The following is a 21229-nucleotide window of genomic DNA, read 5'->3' as shown; positions in this document are numbered from 1 at the left end:
AATGGGCACGAAGTGGCGTGAGATGCCCTGGCGGCCGAGCGGGCGGCACGGCCATCGTGGTGTCGTACGGCCCGGCATATGCCGACCGGCCGGCACTTCGGAACCGTTTCTGGAGGCAGCCCCGATGGATCACACCACCCCATCCGCCCCCGATCCGCACGTCGCACACCTCACCGACTACGCGCTGAGCTATCTCCACTCCGCCGCGCTGCGCACGGCGGCAAGCATCGGCGTGGCCGACCACCTCGCCGACGGCCCCCGCGGCGCGGGCGAGCTCGCCGCGCTCACGGGCGCCTCCGAAGGGCATCTGCGCCGGATCCTGCGGCTGCTCGCCACCAGGGACGTCTTCCGCGAGGACGACAAGGGCGCCTTCCACCTCACGCCCCTGGCCGAACGCCTGCGCTCCGACACCCCGTCCTCGTTACGCGAGGCCGTTCTCATGGCCACGGACGATTCCTTCACGCGGCCCGCCGCGCGGCTCGAGGACACCGTGCGCACCGGACGCTCCGTCTTCGACGAGATCTACGGCGCCCCCTTCTTCGAGTACCTGTCCCGCGATCCCGGTGCGGGCGAGGCGTTCGACCGGGGCATGGCCAGCGTCTCCAGCGGCGAGGACGACGGGGTCGCCGCCGCGTACGCCTTCCCCGCGAAGGGCACCGTCGTCGACGTCGGCGGCGGACGCGGCGGGCTGCTCCGCCGGGCGCTGGTGCGCAACCCGGGGCTCACGGGCGTCCTGTACGACCGGGACGCCGTGCTGCGCGGGCACTCGCTCGACGTGCCCGAGCTGGCCGGGCGCTGGGAGGTCCGGCCCGGTGACTTCTTCACCTCGGTCCCGGCCGGTGCCGACGTCTACCTCCTCAAGCGGATCCTGCACGACTGGCCCGACGAGGACTGTGTCCGCATCCTGCGCACGTGCCGCGCCGGGATGACCGCCGACAGCCGGCTGCTCGCCGTCGACGCCGTCATCCCGCAGGACAACGCCCCGCACCCGGGGAAGATCCTCGACGTGCTGATGATGACCACGCTGAACGGTCAGGAGCGCGGTGAGGAGGAGTTCCGCCGGCTGTTCGCCGAGGCGGGGCTGCGGCTGGTACGCGTAGTGCCGACGGGGACGGCGGTGTCGATCGTCGAGGCGGCCGTGGCGGCCTGACGCGACGCGCCGGCCGGGCCCCGCGGTGTGTGCGCCGATGTGCGCCGCGGGGCCCGGCCGGGAGTCACAGCGCCTGAGGGAAGTCGAAGACGCGCCGCGGGTCGTACTGCCGCTTCAGCTTCGCCAGCCGGTCCGCCGCGTCCCCGTAGTAGGCCTTGCGCCAGTCCGTCAGGCTCGGGTCGGTGTAGTTCTGGTAGGCGGCGCCCGAGGCGTGGCGGCGCATCGCCGTGTGCGCCTCTTCCAGCCAGGTGGTCTGCGCGGTGCCGGGACCGCCCGCCGCCCATGACGTCAGGTACTGGGCCAGCATGCGCGAGCGCCGGTGCACGAAGGCCGTGTCCAGAGGATCGACGCGGTTGACCGCGCCGCCCAGGGCCGTCAGCTGCACCGAGGCACCGCCGCCCTTGACCCCGCGCCCGAAGCGCTCCAGCTGGTCGAGCAGCGTCCGGACGCCCGCGTCGTCGAGCGAGCGGTCGAAGAAGTCCGAGCGCGCCGCGTACGTCTCGCGCTCCAGCTGCCCGGAGGACGCACGGCCGGGCGTGGCGCCCGGGAGGTGACACTGCTCGGTGGACTTGTCGCCGCAGCCGGCGTACGCGCGGACCGTGTCGAGATAGGAGTGGCGGCGCAGCCGGACGGTACCGATGCCGTCACTGCCACCGCTCGCCTTGGCCACCTTGCCGATCAGCTCGTCGTAGGCGTTCTCCAGGTCCCCGTACGAGCCGATCGAGAACGCGGCGACGGATATCCGGGGAGTGCCGCCCGCCGCGGCCGACAGATCGCAGGCGGACCAGATCTCGTCCGGCCTGCTCGGTCCCCACTCCTGCCACGCCCGCACGACGGCCGCGGCCTTGGACCACGGGAAGGAGACATATCCCGTCACTCCCTCGCCGACGGCACGGGTGCGGAAGCGGAGCTCGGTGACGACGCCGAAGTTGCCGTTGCCCGCGCCGCGCAGGGCCCAGAACAGGTCGGCGTCGCGGGTGGCGTCGCAGTCGACGGTCTTGCCGTCGGCGGTGACGAGAGTGGCGCCGGTGAGGTTGTCGCAGGTCAGACCGTACGCACGGGAGAGGACGCCATGTCCGCCGCCCAGGGTGAGCCCGGAGATCCCGACGGTGGGGCAGGACCCCGCCGGGATGGTCACGCCGTGCGCGGCCAGGTCCGTATAGACGTCGATGAGCTTGGCTCCGGCGCCGATGACGGCGCTGGACGCGGACGGCGTGCGGACGCTCTTGAGCCGTGAGACGTCGATGACGAGCCGGCCGTTGCCGCTGGACCAGCCCGCGTAGCTGTGGCCGCCGTTGCGGATGGAGACGGGTATGGAGAAACGGCGCGCGAAGGCCAGGGCCTCGGTGATGTCCGGGGTGCCGGCGACGTAGACGATCGCGGCCGGGCGCAGGGCGTCGAAGCGGGTGTTGTAGAGCTGACGGGCAGCGGTGTAGTCGGCGTCGCCGGGGCGTACGAGGCCGCCGGTGAGGCCCTTGCCGAGGGCGGTCCAGTCGCTTTCCGCAACCCTGGCCGCTTTGGACGCGCCCCACGCCTCGCTGGCCCTCTTCGTGTCGGCGCTCGCCGCGCCGGTCGCCGCCGTGGCGCCCCAGGCGGCTGCCGCCGCCAGTCCGGTACCCGATGCCAGGAGTGTGCGCCTGTTGATGGCCATGCCGATCCCTGCCCCTTTGGTGCGTGTGCGTGTGCTTTGACGCGCATTGCCGAGTCCCCGTTGATCAAACAGATGTGTCAGTGGGGGCAGGTGGTTCCGGCCGTGAGCGACCGATGGCGAACGGCTGGCACCATGGTGGGATGCACGAACAGATCACCGCCGCGTGTGACGGCGCGTCGAAGGGAAACCCCGGCCCCGCCGCCTGGGCATGGGTCGTCGGGGACGCCACCGGCGAGGTACACCGCTGGCAGGCCGGACCGCTGGGCACCGCGACGAACAACGTCGCCGAACTCACCGCGCTTCAGGAACTGTTGGAGTCCACCGACCCGGCCGTCCCTCTGCAGGTGAGGATGGACTCCCAGTACGCGATGAAAGCCGTGACGACGTGGCTGCCGGGCTGGAAGAGAAAGGGGTGGAAGACGGCGTCCGGCACCCCGGTGGCCAACCAGGCGCTCGTGATGCGGATCGACGAGCTGCTGACCGGCCGCACCGTCGAGTTCGTGTACGTACCGGCCCACCAGGTCGACGGCGACCCCCTCAACGCCGTCGCCGACGCGGCCGCGAGCCACACCGCCCGTACCCAGCGGGAGGCGGGCACCTCCTTCGGCTCCGCCCTGCCGGAACCGGAGGCCGGGGCCGTGGCCGGGCCCCGGGCCGGCGGCCGCGCCCGGAAGCCCGCTTCGGAGCCGGGGACGCGGCGACCGTCGGGCGGGGGGACGAGGGGATCGCTCAAGGCGAGGTTCCCCGGGCGCTGCCGCTGCGGGAAGCCGTACGCGAAGGGCGAGACGATCGCGAAGAACCCCGACGGCTGGGGGCACCTCGCCTGCGCCACGACCGCGACCGGCTGACGGAGCCGGCTGACGGGGCCGGCTGATGCGACCGGCTGGCGGGGCCGGCCCCCTGGTCAGGACACGAGGGTCTGCTCCTCCAGCTCGGTCAGCCTCACGGTGCACAGGCCGCCGCGCTCCGTCTTCACGTCCGTCACCTTGAGCTGCGTGCCCGGCGCGAGGATGAATTCCTCCTCGCCCGTGAACGCGGAGAAGTTCTGGATGCCCACGGCCCGGGCGGGGGTCACCTCGAAGAGCGTCCGCTTGCCGCTGCTCCCGAGGAACGCCCGCGCCACACCGAGCTCGGACGTGCACGAGGAGACGCCCCACCAGGTGACGGTCCGGCCGACCGGGTACTGCGCGCGCAGGTCCAGCGACACCCCGCGCCACAGCGGTTCCGTGCGGGCGGGAAGCCCCGACACCGCGGAGAACAGCAGTCGCAAGTACGGGAGGTAAGGGATGAGCCTGCTCCGGTCCGGGGCGCGCAGAATGGCGTTGATCTCCCGGTAGAACGCGGACTCGCAGGTGTAGAGGTAGAGAGCGGCGATCGCGTCGGCGGACAGACCGCCGGCGCCCGCCGCTTCGTCCGCCCGCCTCTTGCCGAAGTCGTGCGACAGCTCGACATGCCGGCCGAGACCGGACAGCAGCTCGGCGACCGGGGCGACGGCCTCCCGGAACCCCATCAGCGGGGTGTCGAAGACACCGGTGATCGCGGGGAGGGCCAGACCCTCGTCCTTGACGCCGGCGAGCCGCTCCAGATACAGCTGGTGCAGCTCCATGGTGGACGCGATGAACGCCCCCATGCGTTCGGCGACGCCGCCGTCCGCCCCGCCGGCCTCCACCGCGGCGTCGTTCCACCCCTTGCCCGGCAACCAGTCGATCTGATCCATGCCCAGCGACGCGAGGGCGTCGTTCACCACTCCGAAGTGGTCGCCTTCGCAGAAGATGTCGCCCTGTGCCGCGGGGTTGGCGTGGTCGATGTGCCGGACCTCGACCTCGGGGTACTTCTCCTGGAGCTTGAGGACGATCTTCTTCAGGTTGCGCGCGTGCGCGCCCCACCACGCGAAGACGACACCTCGGTCCTCCTCGTCGGCGTTCTGCTTGGCCTTGAGGATCTCCTCGACGATCCGCTCGGCGACCGGACGCCAGAACACGGTGTGCCGGTCGGCTCCCCGCGCCTCGGCGCTGCTGGCGGTGAGCGCCGCGTTCAGCAACAGCACACCCTGGGTGAGCATCGCCTGGAACCACTCCGGCGGCTGGACGGTGTCCTGCTCCTTCAAAAGCGCGCGGATATCGGCGATCGGGGTCTTCTTGGGTATGCCGTGCTTCCACATCGCCGCCGCCTTGATGATGCAGCGGATACTGACGACCCGTCCGAACTGACTGTCCTTCCAGTCGTGGAAGGTGTTGTCGAACATGGCGATGCCGGTGGCGCTCTCCGGCCGCGGATAGGGGTTCTGGCCGAAGACGACGACCTTCCATTTGTGCGGCGGATTGGGCTTGAGTGCCTGGAAGGTCAATTCACGGACGGGGACGACCTCCGGGCCACGGCCCGGGCCGATGAAGGCGGCCGCGTCCGGCTGTGCCTCGATCACCGGCCTCAGCAGCGGAAGCCACGGTTCACCGCCGCCCTCGAAGAGCTCGGCGAGGGCCAGCGGGTCGTTCGGGCCGGGCGTGGCGGGGGAGGGGGCATCGCTCATGGTGCTGGGACTCCGGTGTTCGTGGGAGTCCGACGGATGGCAGGCGGACCCCACAGCTGTGCGGGACACCACTGTTATACCGAGGGGGTCCGACAACGGCGCCCGAGACGGAACGGCCTTGTCAGTGGGGCGCGGTAGCGTCGTGAACGACCGAGGCCCGCGTCACCGAGGGCCGATTCCCCGATCGGAGTGGAGCATGACCATGGACCGTACGCAGTCGCCGCTGAAGGTGGTGCTGACCGACATCAACGCGTCGGTGGTGGAAGCGTGGCGGGCGGCCTTCGCCGACACCCCCGGCATCGAGATCCGCGAGGGCTCGATCCTTGACGAGAAGGTCGACGCCTGGGTGACCCCGACCAACTCCCGGGGCCGGATGGACGGCGGGGTCGACGCGGCCATCAAGCGATACCTCGGCGCGGGCATCCAGCTGCGCGTGCAGCGGGCGATCCGCGACCGGTTCGCGGGAAGCCTGCCGGTGGGGAGCGCGGTGTGCGTGCCATCCGGGGCGGTCGACCCGAAGTTCCTGATATCGACGCCGACGATGGAGCATTCGGAACAGAATGTGAGCGAGACCCTGAACGTGGCCCTGGCGTGCGCCGCCGCGTTCCAGGCGATACACCGGCAGAACACGGAGGCGCCGGGCAGTATCGCGTCGGTGGCGCTGGTCGGCATGGGCGCCCAGACCGGCCGCGTGCCGGCGCGGGTCTGCGCGAACCTCATGTGGACGGGCCACACGCTGTTCCACGACTACCACTTCGAGGACTACGACGAGCTGCGCGCCACGATCCTCGCGCAGCTCGACGACATCGAGAACGCCCCCGTCGAGGAGCGCGTACGCATCACGCCGCCCGCTGACCGGCGCCCCCGCTCCCGCGGCTGACCGGGCTCCCGGCGCCCTACGTCTCCGGCTCGGACCGGGCCGTGCCGAGCCGCGAGGCTATACGTTCCATGTTGGCCGATCCCCAGTCGCCCAGTGGCATGAGGGCGTCGAGAAGCGACGAACCGAACTCGGTCAAGGAGTACTCCACCTTCGGCGGCACCTGGTGGAATTCCTCGCGGTGCACCAACTGACTCGCTTCCATCTCCTTGAGCTGGCTGATCAGGACGCGCTCGCTGATGCCGTCGATCGCGCGCCGCAGCTGTCCGAAGCGCAGTGGGCCGTCGCTGTGGAGCGCCCAAAGGATCAGCATTTTCCACTTGCCGCCGACGACGGCGAGGGCGGCGTCGAACCCGCAGGTGAAGGTCCGCTTCTTCATCAGCACTCCCACTCCCACTGACCTGGATGTATGTACCCGTCAAAATAGTCGGTACTTGAGGAAATGTCTGCGTGGGCCGGAGCATGGAGGGGCAACGGGCCGCAGGTCCGTAACCGTCCATGAGCAGACTGGAGTTGAGCATGCTTGCGAACGACCGCCGTACGCCGGTGACCGTCATCGGCCTGGGCGCGATGGGTACGGCACTGGCCGAGGCGTTCATCGGGGCGGGGCACCCGACGACCGTGTGGAACCGGAGCGCGGAGAAGGCCGCACCGCTGGTCGCCAGGGGAGCGCGCCACGCTGTCACGGTGGAGGAGGCGGTGGCCGCCGGCCCGCTGGTCATCGCCTGTCTGACCACGTACGACGCCACGCGCGAGGCCCTGGAACCGGCCTCAGCCGCCCTGGCCGGGCGCGCGTTGGTCACCCTCAACTCCGGGGCACCGGAAGACGCTCGCCGCATGGCGACCTGGGCGGGGACACGAGGAGCACGGTTCCTGGACGGCGCGGTCAAGAATGTGCCTCCGGCCGTCGGCAGACCCGACACCCTTCTGTACTACGGCGGCGACAGGACCGTGTTCGACACGTACGAGGCCACACTGCGGGTGCTGGGCGGGGACACCGTCCACCTCGGCGACGAGCCGGACCTCGCCGCCCTCTACGAGCAGGCCGTGGGTGGGCTCCTGCTGCCGGCGCTCCTCGGCTTCTTCCAAGGAGCCGCGCTGGTCACCGCACGCGGTCTGAAGGCCGGCACGTTGGTGCGGTACACCGTCAAGTGGCTGGAGATGATCGCCGCCGAACTCCCGGCCATGGCAGATGAGATCGACAGCGCCGACTACACCCGGCCCCGCGCGACGGTCGGGATATTCCACCAGGGAGCCGGCAACGTACCCCGGCTCGGTCAGGAGGCCGGCATCGATGTGTCCTGGCACACGCCGATGCGCGCGCTGCTCGAACGGGCCGTCGCCGCCGGCCACCGCGACCACAGCATCTCGGCACTCGTCGAGGTCCTCCGGAGGCCGGAGCAAGAGCTCGCCCAGGCCGGAGGGTGATCGAGGCCGCTCCCGGAACCGGGGTGCCTTGCCCGCGCCGTCAGCCGACCTGCCGGGCCAGGACCTGTCCCAGCCAGGAGTCGGACAGAAAACGGACGGTGGGAGTGAAACCGTTGCGCTCGTAGAACGCGACCAGCTCGCCCCCGCCGCCCGCCCAGCAGTCGACCCGCAGCAACGCGACACCGGCCCGCCGGGTCTCCTCGACGGCATGGGCCAGCAGCGCCGCCCCGATGCCCAGGCCGGCGTACCGCCGGTCGGAGACCAGCAGCCGGACGTACCGCTCGGGCTCCCCGGCCGGTGCGATCGGCATCTGCGGGCTGGGCCCGGAGTCCAGCACCATGGCTCCGACGGGTGTTCCGTCCAGCTCCGCGATGTAGGGGGCGTTCTCGGTCACGTACCGCTCGACCCGCGCCACCCCGCCGGGCTTGCGCGAATACGGTGTCGTGCCCCACTGCTCGGTGTTGCCGCGATCGTTCATCCAGGCCACCGCGGAGTCGAGCATGTCCAGAATGGCCGCCGCGTCGGTCGGGCCACCCGGTCTGATCCGTATGTCATGTGTGGTGTCGTTCACGGCGAAAGCTTAAGCAGCGCGTGGTGCGCGCTGAGCCGTGCCGGGGGTTAGCCCTACTCGGGCCGGGAGGGTAGCAGGATCGTCGTGGGCCGCCGCGTCCGGAAGTGTGGGGTCCGGCGCGTATCGCCGGTTTCCCCATCATTCCGTAGGAGTCGACTCATGCGTGAGCAGGCATGGAACACGTCACTTTCGTCCAGGCGGCGGGGCGGTGGTGGCCGGCGCAGAGCCGTGCCGGCCGCGGTCGCGGCCGCGGTGGCCGTCGGCGTGATGGCGACGGGTGCCCTGGCCCCGTCCGCGGCATCCGCCGCCACCAGGCCGGACACCGTCCAGCAGAGCCTCAACGCGCTGGTGAAGGCCGACGGCCTGCCCGCCGCGCTGGCGGGCGTCAAGGACCGCGACGGCCGCACCCGCAACTACACCGCCGGAGTCGGTGACCTGGCCACCGGCGCGAAGGTGCCCGTCGACGGTCAGGTGCGGATCGGCAGCAACACCAAGACGTTCACCGCCGTGGTCGTGCTGCAACTGATCGGCGAAGGAAAGATCGGCCTCGACGAGCCGGTCGACACCTACCTCCCCGGCCTCGTACGCGGAGAGGGAATCGACGGACGGCACATCACCGTCCGCCAGCTCCTCCAGCAGACCAGCGGACTCCCCAACTACACCAAGTACGACCTCCAGCCCCGCTACTACGAGCCCCGCGACCTCCTCGACATCGCTCTCCAGCACAAGGCCGACTTCGCCCCCGGGACGAAATGGGCGTACAGCAACACGAACTACCTGCTGGCCGGCCTGATCATCCAGAAGGTCACCGGCCACACCCTCGCGACGGAGCTGGACCAGCGCATCGTCAAGCGCGTCGGGCTGCGCCACACCTACCTCCCCGCCCCCGGTGACGCGACCATCCGCGAACCCCATCCCAAGGGGTACTACCGGGAGTCGGCGGGCGGACCACTGCGCGACGTCACGGAAACGGAACCCTCCTGGGCCTGGGCGGCGGGCGGGATGATCTCCACCAACTCCGACCTCAACCGGTTCTTCACCGCGCTCCTGGGCGGGCGTCTCCTCCCGGACGCCCAGCTCGCCCAGATGCGCACCACCGTCCCCGCCGAAAGCCTCTTCGGCGACGGCGCCCGGTACGGACTGGGAATCGTGAGCAGGCCGCTGTCGTGCGGCGGCGTCTACTGGGGGCACGGCGGCGATCTCCCCGGATACGAGACCCGAGGCGGTGCCACCGACGGCGGCCGCGCCGCCAACGTCGCGGTGACCGGCAAGCCGTCCGACGAGGCGGCCATGCGGCGCGTGGAGAAGGTCGTGGACACGGCCCTGTGCCGCTGAGCCCGACCGCGCCGACCGGCCGACTGCTAGAATGATCGCGTCGGCCTTCGGCGCCCCAAGAGGTGCGCTCGGAGGCTTTTTTCATGCCTTCCGACACATCCACACCCCTCATCCCTCCCACCACCGGCTACCGCGCCCTGCTGCGCAACCGTGAGTTCGCCGGCTTGTACGCCGGCCTCACCCTGACGGTCGCCGCGAGCACCCTGTCGGGCTTCGCGCTCGGCACGCTGGTCGACCGTCAGACCCGGTCCCCGTTCCTGACGGCCGTGAGCATGTACGGCGCCACGTTCGCCACGGTGCTCGGCGCGCTGACACTGATGTCGGTCGCGGACGGGAGCCGCCCCCGCCGTACCCTCCTCTCGCTCCAGTGCGTCGCGCTGGCGGGCGCCGCCGCCCAGGCGGTTCCGGGGCTGCCGCTCGCCGCCCGGTTCGGGCTGCTCCTGGTCGTGGGCTTCTTCCAGTCCCTGGAGACCGGTACGCGGATGGGGCTGCTCGCCGAAGTGATACCGAACTCCGCGTACGCTCCGGCACGGTCGCTGATGAACATCACCTCGGGTGGCACGGCGGTTCTCGGCTACGCCGTCGGCGCCGTGCTGCTGCGGCACCTGAGCCCGCGAGAGGTGTTCGTCGTCGCCACAGCCCTGACCGGAGCCGGGCTGGTCGTGGTGGCGGCGACCATCCGGGAACGCTCGATCCGTCTGACCCGTCGCCCCGGACTGCGACAGACCTGGACGACGAACATCGCCCTCTTCTCCCGCTCCGGCCGGCGGGCACTGCTGCTGAACCTGTGGGTTCCCAATGGACTGATCGTGGGTTGCGAGGCGCTGTTCATCTCCTACGACCCGGATCTCGCCAGCGTCCTTCTGGCTGCCGGATCGGCCGGCATGCTCCTCGGCGACCTGACCGTGGGGCGGCTGCTCACCGCCGACCGGCGACGCCGCTGCGCGTTCGCCCTGCGGTTGCTGCTCGCTGTCCCGTACCTGCTGTTCGCCGTCCACCCGCCCGTGCCGGTGGTGACGGCCGCGGTGTTCGTCGCGGGTGCCGGGTTCGCGGCCACACTGCCGCTCCAGGAACAGCTCCTCGCGTTGACCCCGGATCCGGTGCGGGGCCAGGTCCAAGGTGTCGAGTCCGCCGGCCGGATGACATGGCAGGGCATCGGAGCCGCCGTCGCCGGTGGTGTCGCGCAGTACCTCACTCCCGGGACCGCGATCGCCGCTCTGGCCGCGACATCCGTCGCCGTCACCGTCTTCTCCCGCCCTTTCGTGGCCCGAGCCCGCCACGACGACTTCATGAGCGGCGGCTTTATGAGTGGCGGTCGCGCGGAGCCCGGGCCAGGAGTGTGACGCCGTATCCGATGCTGGTTCTCACGTCCGCCGAACGGGGAAGGACAGACAACGTTCACCGCACACCGACATGGAGGTAGACATGGCCGGATTCCTGGACAGGGCCAAGGAGCAGGCCCAGCAGGCCCTCGCGCAGGGGAAGGAGAAAGTGGAAGAGGTGCAGGCGCAACGGGCAGGAGGTGACCTGCTGAAGAAGCTCGGCGCGGCCTACTACGCGGAGAAGCGCGGATCGGGCACGCCCGACGCGACCCAGGAGGCCCTCACCGCCCTGGAAGCCCACATCGCCACGCATGGGGATGGATTCCTGCGCGGATAGCCACCCGCCATCCCCGGCCCGATTCGGCGGGCCTGCCCGGACCGGTGACGACCGGCACCGGTCCGGGAGAATGCCTCGGATTCCTCAGTGTTTGACGAACAATTCAAGGTCGTTGCGGCCGTCGCAGAAGATGTATTCGAACTGCTCGTTGACCAGCTCGTGCCAGTAGTTGTTCGTGTCCAGCGCCCAGATGCCGAATTTATTGACGCTCACACACTTCTGTCGCCCCGGCGGGGTGTTCGGAGTGGTCACGGTCAGCGTCAGGCTCGTGAGGTCCTTCCAGAACAGGTGCTGTCCCGGCTTCGGCCCGCCCAGCAGGTTGACCCGGCTCCAGGTGTTCTGGAAGTCGCCGAACTTCTGGAGACGCTCCGGGTCGGTCTCGCAGCCGTTGTTGTTGGTCCGTACGAGCTTGGTCCATGTGTCGCTGCCGGACGCCGGGTCCCGGTAGCGTGCCGTGACCCACGAGGGAATGCATTCATTGGTGTTGGACAGCGCGGTGACGTCGAACCACATGTTGAACGCCTTGAACTCCTCGGCGCCGGCAGCCGAAGCGGGTGACACGTTGGCCAGAAGGGCGCTCAACGTGACTCCCGGCAGCATTGCCAACGCTCTTCGGCGCGCCCGAGACCTGGGTCTGCTCATAAACGAGCCCTTCCCTTCCCACCGCCCCAAAAGACCTCGACCTTGATGATCACCGCTGCCTCGGCAGAGGTGATCGCGGATTACTCTCCTGCTCCCCATGAGTTCCGGCAAGCACACGATCTGGACAGATGCGGCGGGACGCCGGGCCGTTCGGGTGAACTCGCCCGAAGCCGGGAGCTATTTCGGCTCCGCGCACACGTAGGTGTTTGTGTCGATCAAGATTCTTTCCATTCGGTACGGGCAGGCGGCCGTCGAGGAGAGCACGTCGACCGGCGTGGTGCGTACCGCGTACTTGTCGGCACCGGACCAGCACGGCACCTTCACCCAGTCCTGTTTGTCGCGGTGGACGCAGTCGCCGACCTTGGCCGACGCCGCGGAGCCGTGCAGGTAGTGGCTGACCCAGCCGGAGAAGCCCGGGCTGAAGGCGTACAACAGGAGGGCGGCGGCCAGTGCGGCGGCCGCATAGGCCCAGTTCCGGGCGGTGGACGGGTCCGCCGGGGGAGCCGGCGGAGGAGTCGGCGGCGTTTCGGGCGCCGGGCGCGTGCGGTTGGACGTTCCGGGCCGCGGAGGCGGAGGTGTCGTCGTGGGCGGCCGACGCTTGGGCGGCCGCTGCAATATCCCGTCGCCGGTCAGGAGCAGTTCGCCGCCCTCCCGGCGGACGGTGAGGTGCACGGGATGGCGGGTCTCGAGCTGTAGCACGCGGGACACGGTGCCCAGCTTTCCGGTGTTCACCCGTAGTGTGCGGGCGGCGGCGGGTCCGGTCTCGAAAATGGTGGTCCGGCCGTCGGCGACCCAGCCGAGGTGATCCACTCCGAGGTGGAGGCGGGCAGGTTCTCCGCATTGGTTGGTCACCGTGAGCGTCACCTTGCCGGGGGTGGTCTCTTTGGTGACCACTGGTGGCGCGACGACCTCCGTGGGTGTCCACGGTTTCGGCTTCGGCTGCTCCTGCTCCGGCTGCTCCTGTTGCGGCCTTTCGTCGCCTGTGAGCAGGGCCATCGCCACGGCGATCTTCGGGCGGGCCGCCGGGTCCTTGGACAGCAGGGCGGATATCAGGGGCCCGAGGCGGCCGGCGCGGCGCATCGGCGGGGCCGCGTCGTAGCGGACGGCATGCGCGGATGCCACCCAGGAGTCCCGTAGGAACGGTGAGACACCCTCCACCGCCTCGTACAGCGTCACCCCGAGCGAGAACAGATCGCTGCTCGCCTTGCCGGGCCGGCCGGCGGCGCGCTCCGGGGCGAGGTAGGGCGCCGAGCCGATGACGACCCCGGTCGAGGTGATGCCGGTGCCGGTCTCGGGGGCGGCGATGCCGAAGTCGCCGAGCAGGATCTGGTCGTCATCGGTGATCATGACGTTCGCGGGCTTGACGTCGCGGTGCACGATGCCCTGTTTGTGTGCGGCGTCGAGCGCGCCGAGAAGGGCCGCGGCGATTCGCGCGACATCGGGAATCTCCAACGGGCCGCTGCTCAGGCGCTGTTGCAGCGTGCCGCCGGAGACCAGCTGCATCACGATCCAGGGGATGTCGTGCTCGACGACGACGTCGTGGACGGTGACGATGTTCGGGTGGTCGCGCAGCCGGACCGCGCTGAGCGCCTCCAACTCGGCGCGCTTGAGGAGCGCGGCCCGCTGCTCGGGGGCCATGGGCCCGGTCAGCCAGAGCTCCTTGACCGCCACATCGGTCTGGAGACGAGCGTCGTACGCCTTCCAGACGCGGCCCATACCGCCCGAGGCGATCGACTGGACCAACTGGTAGCGGCCTCCGACAACATCGCCCGCCCGTGCCCCCTCTGTCACTGTGCCCCCGCTCAGCGCGAATATGTGTCCGAGAGCATATAGCGGGACGCTCTGCGGCAGATGCCGGTGGAGGTGCTCGCTTCCTCGGCGTACGCGCGGGAGTTACCGCTCGTTCAGGCGCATCAGCAGATGACCCCGCCGGAACCGTTCCTCCTCAAGCGGTTCACGAAGCATCCGGCCGACTTCGACGAACCCGGCTTCGCCGGCCAGCCCCGCCATCTCGTCGATCGGCCACCGATAGGCTGTCGTCACCTTGTGGTCGAACGCCGTGACCGGCTCGCCCTCCGACTCGAAGAAAGCGAGCAGGAGATGGCCACCGGGCGCCAGCACCCGCCGGAACTCCGCGAAGTACGAGAGAATGTCCAGAGGCGGGGTGTGGATGACCGAATACCAGGAGACGACGCCGTTCAGCCCGCCGTCGGCCAGGTCCAGGTCATCCATGGAACCGACCTCGAACCGCAGATCCGGGTGTGCCTCACGGGCGAGGTCGATCATCACCGGCGAGAGGTCGATGCCGAAGGCGTCCAGCCCGAGGTCCCGCAGATGCGCGGTCATATGGCCGGGACCGCACCCCAGCTCGGCGACGGGCCCGGCGGCGGAGGTCCGCACGAGCTCGGCGAACGCGGCGAGTACCGCGCGGTCCAGCGGAAGGGCGTCGAGGGCACCACTGACGAATTCGGCATAGCGGACGGCGACTGCGTCGTAGGCGTCCGCCGTCGTACGGAGATACGGGGAAAGTTCCATCACGAGCGAGCACCCTACCGGCGGAGATCACGTCCGGGACGAGGCCGGCGACCGGCCGAGGGCGCGGGCAGCGCGGGCGGCGGGCTCGTAAAAGGCCACGTCAGCGTGGCCGGAATCGCACATTTCCCTTGCAAGTGTGACCGGTACATATCCTTCCTGGCCATCCATACCCGTCCATTATTCATGGGAGGGGGTACGTCGAACGACGTCGTACAAACCTAGGCGAAGGGTTGAGCGTGGGGAACGTGCTTCTCGAACGGGATGAGGCGTTGGCGGAGGCGGCGAGGGCCGCGGAGTCCGCACGCTCCGGCCATGGGCGCTGGCTGATGTTCGGCGCGACGACAGGCATGGGCCGCACCGCCCTGCTGGAAGAAGTGGTACGACGGGAGACGGCGGGTGGCGGCATGCGCGTCCTGCACGCGCGTTGCTCCTCGGAGGAATCGGCGTTCCCCTTCGGCCTCGTACGCCTGATCTTCTCCGAGGCCGGAATCGAAGCCGAGGACATTCCCTTCACGGACCCGCCTGCCGCCGAGGAACAGCGGACCTTCCACCGCCTCGTGACCTCCCTGGCCCGGACCGCCGCCCGACGGCCCGTGCTCCTGGCCGTCGACGACCTGCACGACGCCGACACGGTGTCGCGCCGCTGGATCGGTTACCTGGCCCGGCGGCTGACGGGCCTGCCCGTGCTGCTGGTCCTCACCGAGTGCCTTGAGGAGGGTGCCGACGCGAGGGGTGTCATCGCGAAGAGTGCCACCGTGAAGAGTGGCACAGCGAAGGGGGCCACCGCGTTACCCGGCGCGACGGGTACGTCCGTGACGCTCCGCCCGCTCGGCCCCGCGGCCGTCACCCGCCTCGCGCTCGCCGGCCCGGCACCCACCCGGAAGCACGACGCCGACCGGGCCGAGCTGTGCGTCCGGGCGTGCGCCGGCAATCCCGCACTGGTGCACGCCCTCCTCGCCGACCTCCGTGAGGGCCCGCCGCCCAGCCGGTTGGCCGACCTGGCCGGACGCCGCTACCGGGACGCGATCGGCCACTGGTTGCGGGCCCGGGCCACCCCGCGGTCGCGCCGGGTCGCCCTGGCGCTCGCCGTCGCCGGGGACGGGCCCGCGGTACTCGGTGGAAGACTGCTCCACGAGGCCGCCGGCCTCGGCCCGGACAGCCACGACGCGCTCGCGGACGTGCCTGCGGACGTGCCCGGCCTCGGCCGTCTCTTCTCCCACCCCTTGGCACGCGAAGCCGCCCTCGCGGCCGCCGAACCAGCCGAACTGGACGCGCTGCGCCGCCGTATCGCCCGTCTGCTCGACGAACAGGGCGCGCCCGCGTCCCATGTCGCCGCTCACCTGCTCCACGTCGACCTCCACGTCGACCTCCACACCGACGTCCGCACTGACCTTCATGTCGACCGGCCCGGTGAGGAGTGGATGACGCAGTCCTTGGAGGACGCGGCCGAGGACGCCGTACGCGACGGCCGCACCGACGAGGCCACCACCCTCCTCCGCCATGCCCTCACCGCTCCGCTCGCCCCCGGCCGCCGCGCCGGGCTCGCCCTGCGCCTCGCCGCCCTGGAGCTGCCCCACAGCGTCGACGCCGGCATCCGCAGGTTGCGCGCGGCCCTGGAGCTTCACGCGGACGGCCATGAGCGCGCGGCCGTCGCACCCGCTCTCGGCGCGGCGCTCGTGGCCCGGGGCCGTACGGACACCGCCATGCACGTCATGCGCCAAGCGGGCAGTGCCGTGGAGGACGACGAACTCGTCCGCGTGCTGCAGAGCACCGCCGCCCTCATGGCCTCCCATGACGCGATCGCCTGGCGCAACGCCGTCGCCCGCATGCGGGAGTTGGCGGCGACGGCCCCCGCCACCATCGAACCGCTCGCCTGCGGCCTGGTCACCGAGTACGAGGTGGGGGCCGGCGAACTGTCGGCGGCCGAGGCCATGACCCGTGTGCTGCCAAGGCTGAAGGCGCCGGTGGACCCCCGGCTCCGCACCGGCTGGCTGGGCAGCGCGGCCACCTTGTTGCAGTGGGCCGACCGGCTGGACGACGCACGCGCGCTCGCCGACGAGTGCCTCCCCGCGCCGCCCGTGCTCCCGGACCTGACGGACATCGGCCAGCAGTGCCTGATCAGCGTACGGGCGGAGGCGGCCCTGTGGACCGGCGACTTCCGGCGGGTGGTCACGGAGAACACCCCGCTCCTCGACGCCTGCACCGGGCAGGGACTCCACATGCCCCACCTGGTGTCCATGGTGGCACTCGCCCACTACGAGCTCGGTCACCGCGCTCATGCCCGGCTGCTGGTGGCCGCCCTCGACGAGGCGAGCGCCGACAGTTCCTGGGAATGGAACGAGCTGCGCTACGCCAGGGCCCATATGCACATGGCCGAAGGGAGTTGGCAGGCCGCACTCGACGACTACCTGTCCTGCGGTCGCGGGCAGAGCGCCCGCGACTTCGTCAGCCCTGTGGCCACGCCGTGGCGGTCCGGCGCGGCCCTCGCCCTGGTCGGGCTCGGACAGCCGGTGCGGGCCCTGGACCTCGCCGAGGAGGAGCTGCGCCACGCGCGGACCTGGGGGACTCCCCGTACGGTCGGCCGGGCGCTACGGGCCCACGGCGCGGCCATGGGCGGCCGCCGGGGACTGGACTCGTTGCAGGAGGCGGTGGCCGTGCTGAGACAGGCACCCGCGCCCGTGGAACTCATCGAAACCCTGCTCGACCTGGGACACGCGCGGATCGGCGCCGGGAACGGCCGCAAGGGCCGGGACGATCTGTACGAGGCCCATGCCCTGGCGGTGCGGCTCCTCGGCCCCGACCCGGTGGACGGACGTCTGGTCCGCGCCACCGAGGACGCCCTGCGCACCGGGGGCGCCCGTAGGACCAACCGCGCCACGATGGGCAGCGCCGCGCTCACCGTCGCGGAACGGCGCATCGTCGAGCTCGCGGCCACGGGACGGACGAACGCCGAGATCGGTGCCGCGCTCCACCTGGCCCGCCGCACCGTGGAGACCCACCTCACCAACGCCTACCGCAAGCTCGGCGTGACGCGCCGCACCCAGCTCGCGTCCCGCTTGGAGAGGACGGGCGCGGAGGCATTCTCCGTCGAGCGGGACATGACCGCGCCGGCCTGACCCTGTTGCCGTTGCCGTTCCTGCTGCTGTTCCTGATCCCGATCCCGATGCCGTCGTTGTGGGTGGGGTGTGTGTTCGCTGTGTTCGTGGTCTTCCACGATGGCCCGGGAATCCGGCTGCCGGGCATCGTGGGAGCCACGCCGGGCAGCACCGTCAAGGCCCGCCGCACCGAACGGGGTTCGAGTGCGGGGCCCCGGCGTTTCCCACCGGACACAGGCGGGCCACCGACGGCTCGCGGGAGAGGGGTAACCACCATGAGGACGACTGCGCGCAGGCCCGTCCGGCGCTCCGCGGCCGTGTTGTTCGCCGCCGCGGGCATCACCGCGGGGCTCGCCCTGCCCGCCACCGCCGCCGGCACGGCCGTGCCGGACGCACCGGCCTCGGTGGCCCAGCAGGCGCAGCCGAAGGCTGCCGCCGCCCAGCAGCTGGCCGGGTTGCAGGGGAACCAGCTGTGGAAGCTGCGCAAGAAGGGCGACAAGTACGAGATCGCCAACGTCCACAGCGACATGTGCCTGAAGGCGAAGGGCGGCTCTCCCGACAACGGGGCCCCCATCGTCCAGGATGACTGCGGCACGGCCGCCGAGAAGTTGTGGAAGGCCGAGGCGACGGACAACGGAACGTACATCCAGCTCCGTAACGCCTACTCCAACAAGTGTCTGAGCATCGAGGGCGGCAGGGCGGTCAAGGGCGCCAAGATCGTCCAGTGGGACTGCCTCGGCGGCGCCAATCAGAAGTGGTGGGACACGGACAACATCGACGCCAACGCGGGCTGGTGGATCAGCGGTAACACGCCGAGCGGCTCCCCGGTCTGGATGTGCCTCGACATGCCGGGGAAGAGCACCGGTTCCGGCACGCAGGCGATTGTGTGGGAGTGCACCAGCTGACGCCTTCTCCGGCTGACGTCTTCTCCGGCTGACGCCGGGTCACCTGGAAATTTCCGCTCAGAACCCGTCCCGTAGGAGTCCAGCATGCGCGTGTCGCACCGCCCCTTGAACGCCGCCGTCCTCGCCGCCACGACCGTGGCCGCCGCCGTCATGACCACCGGAGCCGCCTTCGCCGCCCCCGGGCCGGCCGGGCCGGCGGTCGTGGCGCCCCCGGCCGCCCAGGCCGCCGCCTACCCGAACCCGGTTCTGGACACGGAGAAGGCAACTGCCAAGGACTACCGCAAGTTCGTCCAGGACCTGCGGCTGAGGGCCACCAACGGCAAGATCTTCAAGGACAGGATGTATGTGCTCGACCCGAAGGCCACCAAGGACCTCTTCCCCGTACGGCTGACCACGGCCAAGGGCTCCGTGGACCTCGTCGTCCGCGCCGGTGACCTGTACGTCGTGGGCTGGTACACCGAGCAGAACAACACCTTCCACTCCCTCAAGGAAGACAAGACCAACCCCGTCTACATGCCGAAGAAGGACACGAAGCAGGACCCGCTCAAATACGACGGGGCCTACGGCACCCTCGAAGGCCGCGCGAGCGGGAAGGCCACGCGCATCAATGTCGTTCTCGGCAAGGAGAACACCAAGCAGAGTGCCATCAACCTGATGTCCACGCCGGCCGATGGCGGGGATGCCGCCAAGGCCCTCCTCGTCCTCATCCATGAGACCAGCGAAGCCGCTCGGTTCACCAAGATCGACGCATTGATCGCCGCCGGCTGGACCGGAGGATCCGTCGGTGAGCGCGCGTTGATGAACGACCTGGAGAACGACTGGGGAAACTTCTCCGCCTGGGCCGGTAAGAAGCTCAAGAACCAGCCCGCGGATCCCCACACGATCGGTGGCAAGACGTTCGCGACCCTTGATGCGGCCCAGGAGTACCTCACGATAGTCAAGCCGTAGCAAGCAGGCCTGTACGGGAGGCCGCCGCCTCGTGGTGAGGCGGCGGCCTTGTCGTGTCAGCCAGTTCGGTCACGGACTGCGGGAACGTTCCGCGTGGTCGCCCACAGCACGAGGGCGGCGCAGCTGAAGGCCGCCCCCAGGACGGACACCCCCGTCCATCCGGCCGTCGCGTACGCCAGCGATGAGCCGGCGGCGCCGAGGGCGCTGCCGGCCGAGTAGAAGACCATGTAGCCGCCGATGATCCTGCTTCCCGCGTCCGGGCGCACCGCGTAGATGAGCGACTGGTTGGTGACGTGCACGGCTTGGACGGCGAAGTCCAGGAGGACCGCCCCGATCGCCAGCGCCCACAGCGACTGCCGGGTGAGCGCCAGGGGGAGCCACGACACCGCGAGCAGCACCAGGGCGGTACCAGTGGTCCGTTGGGCGAGGCCGCGGTCGTTCCAGCGGCCGGCCGTTCCCGCGGCCAGCGCCCCGGCCGCTCCGGCGAGCCCGAACGCGCCGATGGCGGTGTGCGTCAGCGACCACGGCGGGCTGCTGAGGGGCTGGACGACGCTGCTCCACAGGGTGCTGAAGGCCGCGAAGACCAGGAATGCCAGCGTGCCGCGTATCCGGAGCAGGGGATGCCGGGCGAACAGGGTGACGGTGGACACGAGCAGGCGCCGGTACGGCAGATCGGCCGTCGGCGGCCGGCTTGCCGGCAGGGTGCGGTGGAGGAGCACGGCGAGGGTGGCGGTCACCGCGGCCGAGCAGAGATAGACGGCGCGCCATCCGGCCAGGTCGGCCAGTATGCCCGCCACCGTGCGGGCCAGCAGAATGCCGGTGATCACTCCGCTGGTGACCGCTCCGACGACTCGCCCCCGAAAGGCCGGAGCGGCGAGGGAGGCCGCTGCGGCGACCATCGTCTGGGCGACGACGGCGAGCGCGCCGACCGCCGCGAGGGCGGCGAACAGGACGGCGGTCCCGGGCGCCGACGCGACGGCCAGCAGCGCGGCGGCGAGCAGGCCGAGCTGGAGCGTGATCAGTCTCCGCCGGTCGACCAGGTCGCCGAGCGGAACGAGTAGTAACAGGCCTGCCGCGTACCCGAGTTGGGTGACCGTGACGATGGCGCCGAGTAAGCCGGGGCCGAGCGAGAATCGCTCGCCGAGCGTGACGAGTAGTGGCTGGGCGAAGTAGACGTTGGCCACCGCGCTGCCGCAGGCGATGGCGAAGAGCAGGACCAGCCGGGTGGGCGGTGGTCCGGCCGGTGCGAGTGCGGTGTGCGCGGGCGCCCGGCCTTTCGCCTCATTCGTCTTATTCACCTCTTTCGCCTCTTTCGCTGTCGAGCAGTCATTTGGCATGCGGCATCCTCCCGATGGTGGTTGCAACTTGCTACCTGTCGAGACTCTAAGGTCGCTGGTAGCATGTTGCAACCAAGTGTGTGGTGAAGGAGGCAGGCCCGATGGTTGCCCGTACGCGATTCGACGCCGATCCCTGTCCCGTCGCCCGGTCGGTCGACGCCATCGGTGACTGGTGGTCGCTGCTGATCGTGCGCGACGCCTTCGACGGCAGCCGCCGCTTCGGGGAATTCCAGCGCAGCCTGGGCGTCGCCAAGAACATCCTCACCACCCGGCTGCGCGTTCTGGAGCAGGCCGGGGTGATGAGAACGGCGCCCGCCTCCGACGGCAGCTCCTACCGGGAGTACGTGCTCACGGAGAAGGGGCGCGCCCTCTTCCCCGTCATCGTCGCGCTGCGCCAGTGGGGCGAGAGCCACTGCTTCGAGCCCGGTGAGGCGCACTCGCGGCTCCTCGACCGCCGGACCGGGGGTCCGTTGAGCCCGCTGGAGATCCGCGCCGGCGACGGGCGCCCGGTCGGCCCGGACGAGACGGTGGTCGAGAAGCTCGGAACCGTCGAGGGCGCCGATTGACCG

Annotated in this window: 19 protein-coding genes; 11 read left to right on the top strand and 8 right to left on the bottom strand. The window is 70.5% G+C overall.

The genetic code is table 11. The features are described 5' to 3' along the window. The first annotated feature begins 124 nt into the window (after positions 1 to 124). Entirely contained in the window at positions 125 to 1150 is a 1026-nt protein-coding gene (locus ACFYZR_RS27625; RefSeq protein ID WP_391914896.1) for a methyltransferase, read from the top strand. A gap of 64 nt (positions 1151 to 1214) precedes the next feature. On the opposite strand, the gene ACFYZR_RS27620 is transcribed toward ACFYZR_RS27625, so the two are convergent. Then, positions 1215 to 2795, bottom strand: coding sequence for an FAD-binding oxidoreductase (locus tag ACFYZR_RS27620; RefSeq protein WP_391914942.1), 1581 nt, complete (start codon positions 2793 to 2795; stop codon positions 1215 to 1217). A gap of 146 nt (positions 2796 to 2941) precedes the next feature. On the opposite strand from ACFYZR_RS27620, the gene ACFYZR_RS27615 reads away from it, so the two are divergent. Then, positions 2942 to 3649, top strand: coding sequence for a ribonuclease H (locus ACFYZR_RS27615; RefSeq protein WP_391914894.1), 708 nt, complete (start codon positions 2942 to 2944; stop codon positions 3647 to 3649). Positions 3650 to 3705: 56 nt separating this feature from the next. Here the strand turns inward: ACFYZR_RS27615 and ACFYZR_RS27610 are convergent, their stop codons facing one another. Then, the gene (locus ACFYZR_RS27610; protein WP_391914892.1) at positions 3706 to 5328 is read right to left on the bottom strand and encodes an ADP-ribosyltransferase domain-containing protein; all 1623 of its coding nucleotides are present in this window, start codon (positions 5326 to 5328) and stop codon (positions 3706 to 3708) included. Between the two features lie 202 nt (positions 5329 to 5530). Between ACFYZR_RS27610 and ACFYZR_RS27605 the strand changes: the two genes are divergently transcribed. Next, positions 5531 to 6208 carry a macro domain-containing protein gene (locus ACFYZR_RS27605; protein ID WP_391914890.1) on the top strand — a complete coding sequence of 226 codons (678 nt, stop codon included), beginning with the start codon at positions 5531 to 5533 and terminating at the stop codon, positions 6206 to 6208. A 16-nt stretch (positions 6209 to 6224) separates the two neighbouring features. Here the strand turns inward: ACFYZR_RS27605 and ACFYZR_RS27600 are convergent, their stop codons facing one another. Continuing rightward, positions 6225 to 6584 (bottom strand): winged helix-turn-helix transcriptional regulator, encoded by a 360-nt coding sequence (locus tag ACFYZR_RS27600; RefSeq protein ID WP_391914888.1) that lies wholly within the window; start codon positions 6582 to 6584, stop codon positions 6225 to 6227. A gap of 140 nt (positions 6585 to 6724) precedes the next feature. On the opposite strand from ACFYZR_RS27600, the gene ACFYZR_RS27595 reads away from it, so the two are divergent. Beyond that, positions 6725 to 7633: an NAD(P)-dependent oxidoreductase gene (locus ACFYZR_RS27595; protein WP_391914886.1), complete on the top strand. Its 909-nt coding sequence runs from the start codon at positions 6725 to 6727 to the stop codon at positions 7631 to 7633. 40 nt (positions 7634 to 7673) lie between these two features. Here the strand turns inward: ACFYZR_RS27595 and ACFYZR_RS27590 are convergent, their stop codons facing one another. Next, positions 7674 to 8204: a GNAT family N-acetyltransferase gene (locus tag ACFYZR_RS27590; protein ID WP_391914884.1), complete on the bottom strand. Its 531-nt coding sequence runs from the start codon at positions 8202 to 8204 to the stop codon at positions 7674 to 7676. A gap of 159 nt (positions 8205 to 8363) precedes the next feature. On the opposite strand from ACFYZR_RS27590, the gene ACFYZR_RS27585 reads away from it, so the two are divergent. The 3 genes from ACFYZR_RS27585 (at position 8364) to ACFYZR_RS27575 (ending at position 11198) form a co-directional block, all read left to right on the top strand. Next, positions 8364 to 9539, top strand: a complete 1176-nt coding sequence (locus tag ACFYZR_RS27585; protein WP_391914882.1) for a serine hydrolase domain-containing protein — start codon at positions 8364 to 8366, stop codon at positions 9537 to 9539. A gap of 83 nt (positions 9540 to 9622) precedes the next feature. Next, a complete protein-coding gene (locus ACFYZR_RS27580; protein WP_391914880.1) occupies positions 9623 to 10882 on the top strand; it encodes a hypothetical protein in 1260 nt (419 codons plus the stop codon). Between the two features lie 82 nt (positions 10883 to 10964). Next, positions 10965 to 11198 (top strand): hypothetical protein, encoded by a 234-nt coding sequence (locus tag ACFYZR_RS27575; RefSeq protein WP_391914878.1) that lies wholly within the window; start codon positions 10965 to 10967, stop codon positions 11196 to 11198. An 84-nt stretch (positions 11199 to 11282) separates the two neighbouring features. Here ACFYZR_RS27575 and ACFYZR_RS27570 read toward each other — a convergent pair whose 3' ends face one another. From ACFYZR_RS27570 to ACFYZR_RS27560, 3 genes are all read right to left on the bottom strand, one after another. Next, positions 11283 to 11780: a hypothetical protein gene (locus ACFYZR_RS27570; protein ID WP_391914876.1), complete on the bottom strand. Its 498-nt coding sequence runs from the start codon at positions 11778 to 11780 to the stop codon at positions 11283 to 11285. Between the two features lie 237 nt (positions 11781 to 12017). Beyond that, positions 12018 to 13631, bottom strand: a complete 1614-nt coding sequence (locus ACFYZR_RS27565) for a serine/threonine-protein kinase (RefSeq protein ID WP_391914874.1) — start codon at positions 13629 to 13631, stop codon at positions 12018 to 12020. 102 nt (positions 13632 to 13733) lie between these two features. After that, positions 13734 to 14375, bottom strand: a complete 642-nt coding sequence (locus ACFYZR_RS27560; protein WP_391914940.1) for a class I SAM-dependent DNA methyltransferase — start codon at positions 14373 to 14375, stop codon at positions 13734 to 13736. A gap of 236 nt (positions 14376 to 14611) precedes the next feature. Between ACFYZR_RS27560 and ACFYZR_RS27555 the strand changes: the two genes are divergently transcribed. From ACFYZR_RS27555 to ACFYZR_RS27545, 3 genes are all read left to right on the top strand, one after another. Next, entirely contained in the window at positions 14612 to 17491 is a 2880-nt protein-coding gene (locus tag ACFYZR_RS27555) for a LuxR C-terminal-related transcriptional regulator (protein ID WP_391914872.1), read from the top strand. Positions 17492 to 17745: 254 nt separating this feature from the next. After that, positions 17746 to 18375: an RICIN domain-containing protein gene (locus tag ACFYZR_RS27550; RefSeq protein ID WP_391914870.1), complete on the top strand. Its 630-nt coding sequence runs from the start codon at positions 17746 to 17748 to the stop codon at positions 18373 to 18375. A gap of 84 nt (positions 18376 to 18459) precedes the next feature. Then, positions 18460 to 19323 (top strand): ribosome-inactivating family protein, encoded by an 864-nt coding sequence (locus ACFYZR_RS27545; RefSeq protein WP_391914868.1) that lies wholly within the window; start codon positions 18460 to 18462, stop codon positions 19321 to 19323. Between the two features lie 56 nt (positions 19324 to 19379). Here ACFYZR_RS27545 and ACFYZR_RS27540 read toward each other — a convergent pair whose 3' ends face one another. Beyond that, positions 19380 to 20660: an MFS transporter gene (locus tag ACFYZR_RS27540; RefSeq protein WP_391914866.1), complete on the bottom strand. Its 1281-nt coding sequence runs from the start codon at positions 20658 to 20660 to the stop codon at positions 19380 to 19382. A gap of 101 nt (positions 20661 to 20761) precedes the next feature. On the opposite strand from ACFYZR_RS27540, the gene ACFYZR_RS27535 reads away from it, so the two are divergent. Then, positions 20762 to 21226 (top strand): winged helix-turn-helix transcriptional regulator, encoded by a 465-nt coding sequence (locus tag ACFYZR_RS27535; protein ID WP_391914864.1) that lies wholly within the window; start codon positions 20762 to 20764, stop codon positions 21224 to 21226. The last annotated feature ends 3 nt before the right edge of the window (positions 21227 to 21229 follow it).

Source organism: Streptomyces sp. NPDC001678 (assembly GCF_042892945.1).
In the GTDB taxonomy this organism is placed as follows: Bacteria; Actinomycetota; Actinomycetes; order Streptomycetales; family Streptomycetaceae; genus Streptomyces.
The sequence above is the reverse complement of the archived record's forward strand: the minus strand, read 5'-3'. Positions and strand labels throughout refer to the sequence as shown.

Bases quoted from the DNA above. Each gene is read 5' to 3' on its own strand.
- ACFYZR_RS27595 (WP_391914886.1), top strand. From the start codon at position 6,725: ATGCTTGCGAACGACCGCCGTACGCCGGTGACCGTCATCGGCCTGGGC.
- ACFYZR_RS27575 (WP_391914878.1), top strand. From the start codon at position 10,965: ATGGCCGGATTCCTGGACAGGGCCAAGGAGCAGGCCCAGCAGGCCCTC.
- ACFYZR_RS27540 (WP_391914866.1), bottom strand. From the start codon at position 20,660: ATGCCAAATGACTGCTCGACAGCGAAAGAGGCGAAAGAGGTGAATAAG.
- ACFYZR_RS27550 (WP_391914870.1), top strand. From the start codon at position 17,746: ATGAGGACGACTGCGCGCAGGCCCGTCCGGCGCTCCGCGGCCGTGTTG.
- ACFYZR_RS27625 (WP_391914896.1), top strand. From the start codon at position 125: ATGGATCACACCACCCCATCCGCCCCCGATCCGCACGTCGCACACCTC.
- ACFYZR_RS27580 (WP_391914880.1), top strand. From the start codon at position 9,623: ATGCCTTCCGACACATCCACACCCCTCATCCCTCCCACCACCGGCTAC.
- ACFYZR_RS27615 (WP_391914894.1), top strand. From the start codon at position 2,942: ATGCACGAACAGATCACCGCCGCGTGTGACGGCGCGTCGAAGGGAAAC.
- ACFYZR_RS27535 (WP_391914864.1), top strand. From the start codon at position 20,762: ATGGTTGCCCGTACGCGATTCGACGCCGATCCCTGTCCCGTCGCCCGG.
- ACFYZR_RS27610 (WP_391914892.1), bottom strand. From the start codon at position 5,328: ATGAGCGATGCCCCCTCCCCCGCCACGCCCGGCCCGAACGACCCGCTG.
- ACFYZR_RS27560 (WP_391914940.1), bottom strand. From the start codon at position 14,375: ATGGAACTTTCCCCGTATCTCCGTACGACGGCGGACGCCTACGACGCA.
- ACFYZR_RS27545 (WP_391914868.1), top strand. From the start codon at position 18,460: ATGCGCGTGTCGCACCGCCCCTTGAACGCCGCCGTCCTCGCCGCCACG.
- ACFYZR_RS27605 (WP_391914890.1), top strand. From the start codon at position 5,531: ATGGACCGTACGCAGTCGCCGCTGAAGGTGGTGCTGACCGACATCAAC.
- ACFYZR_RS27600 (WP_391914888.1), bottom strand. From the start codon at position 6,584: ATGAAGAAGCGGACCTTCACCTGCGGGTTCGACGCCGCCCTCGCCGTC.
- ACFYZR_RS27585 (WP_391914882.1), top strand. From the start codon at position 8,364: ATGCGTGAGCAGGCATGGAACACGTCACTTTCGTCCAGGCGGCGGGGC.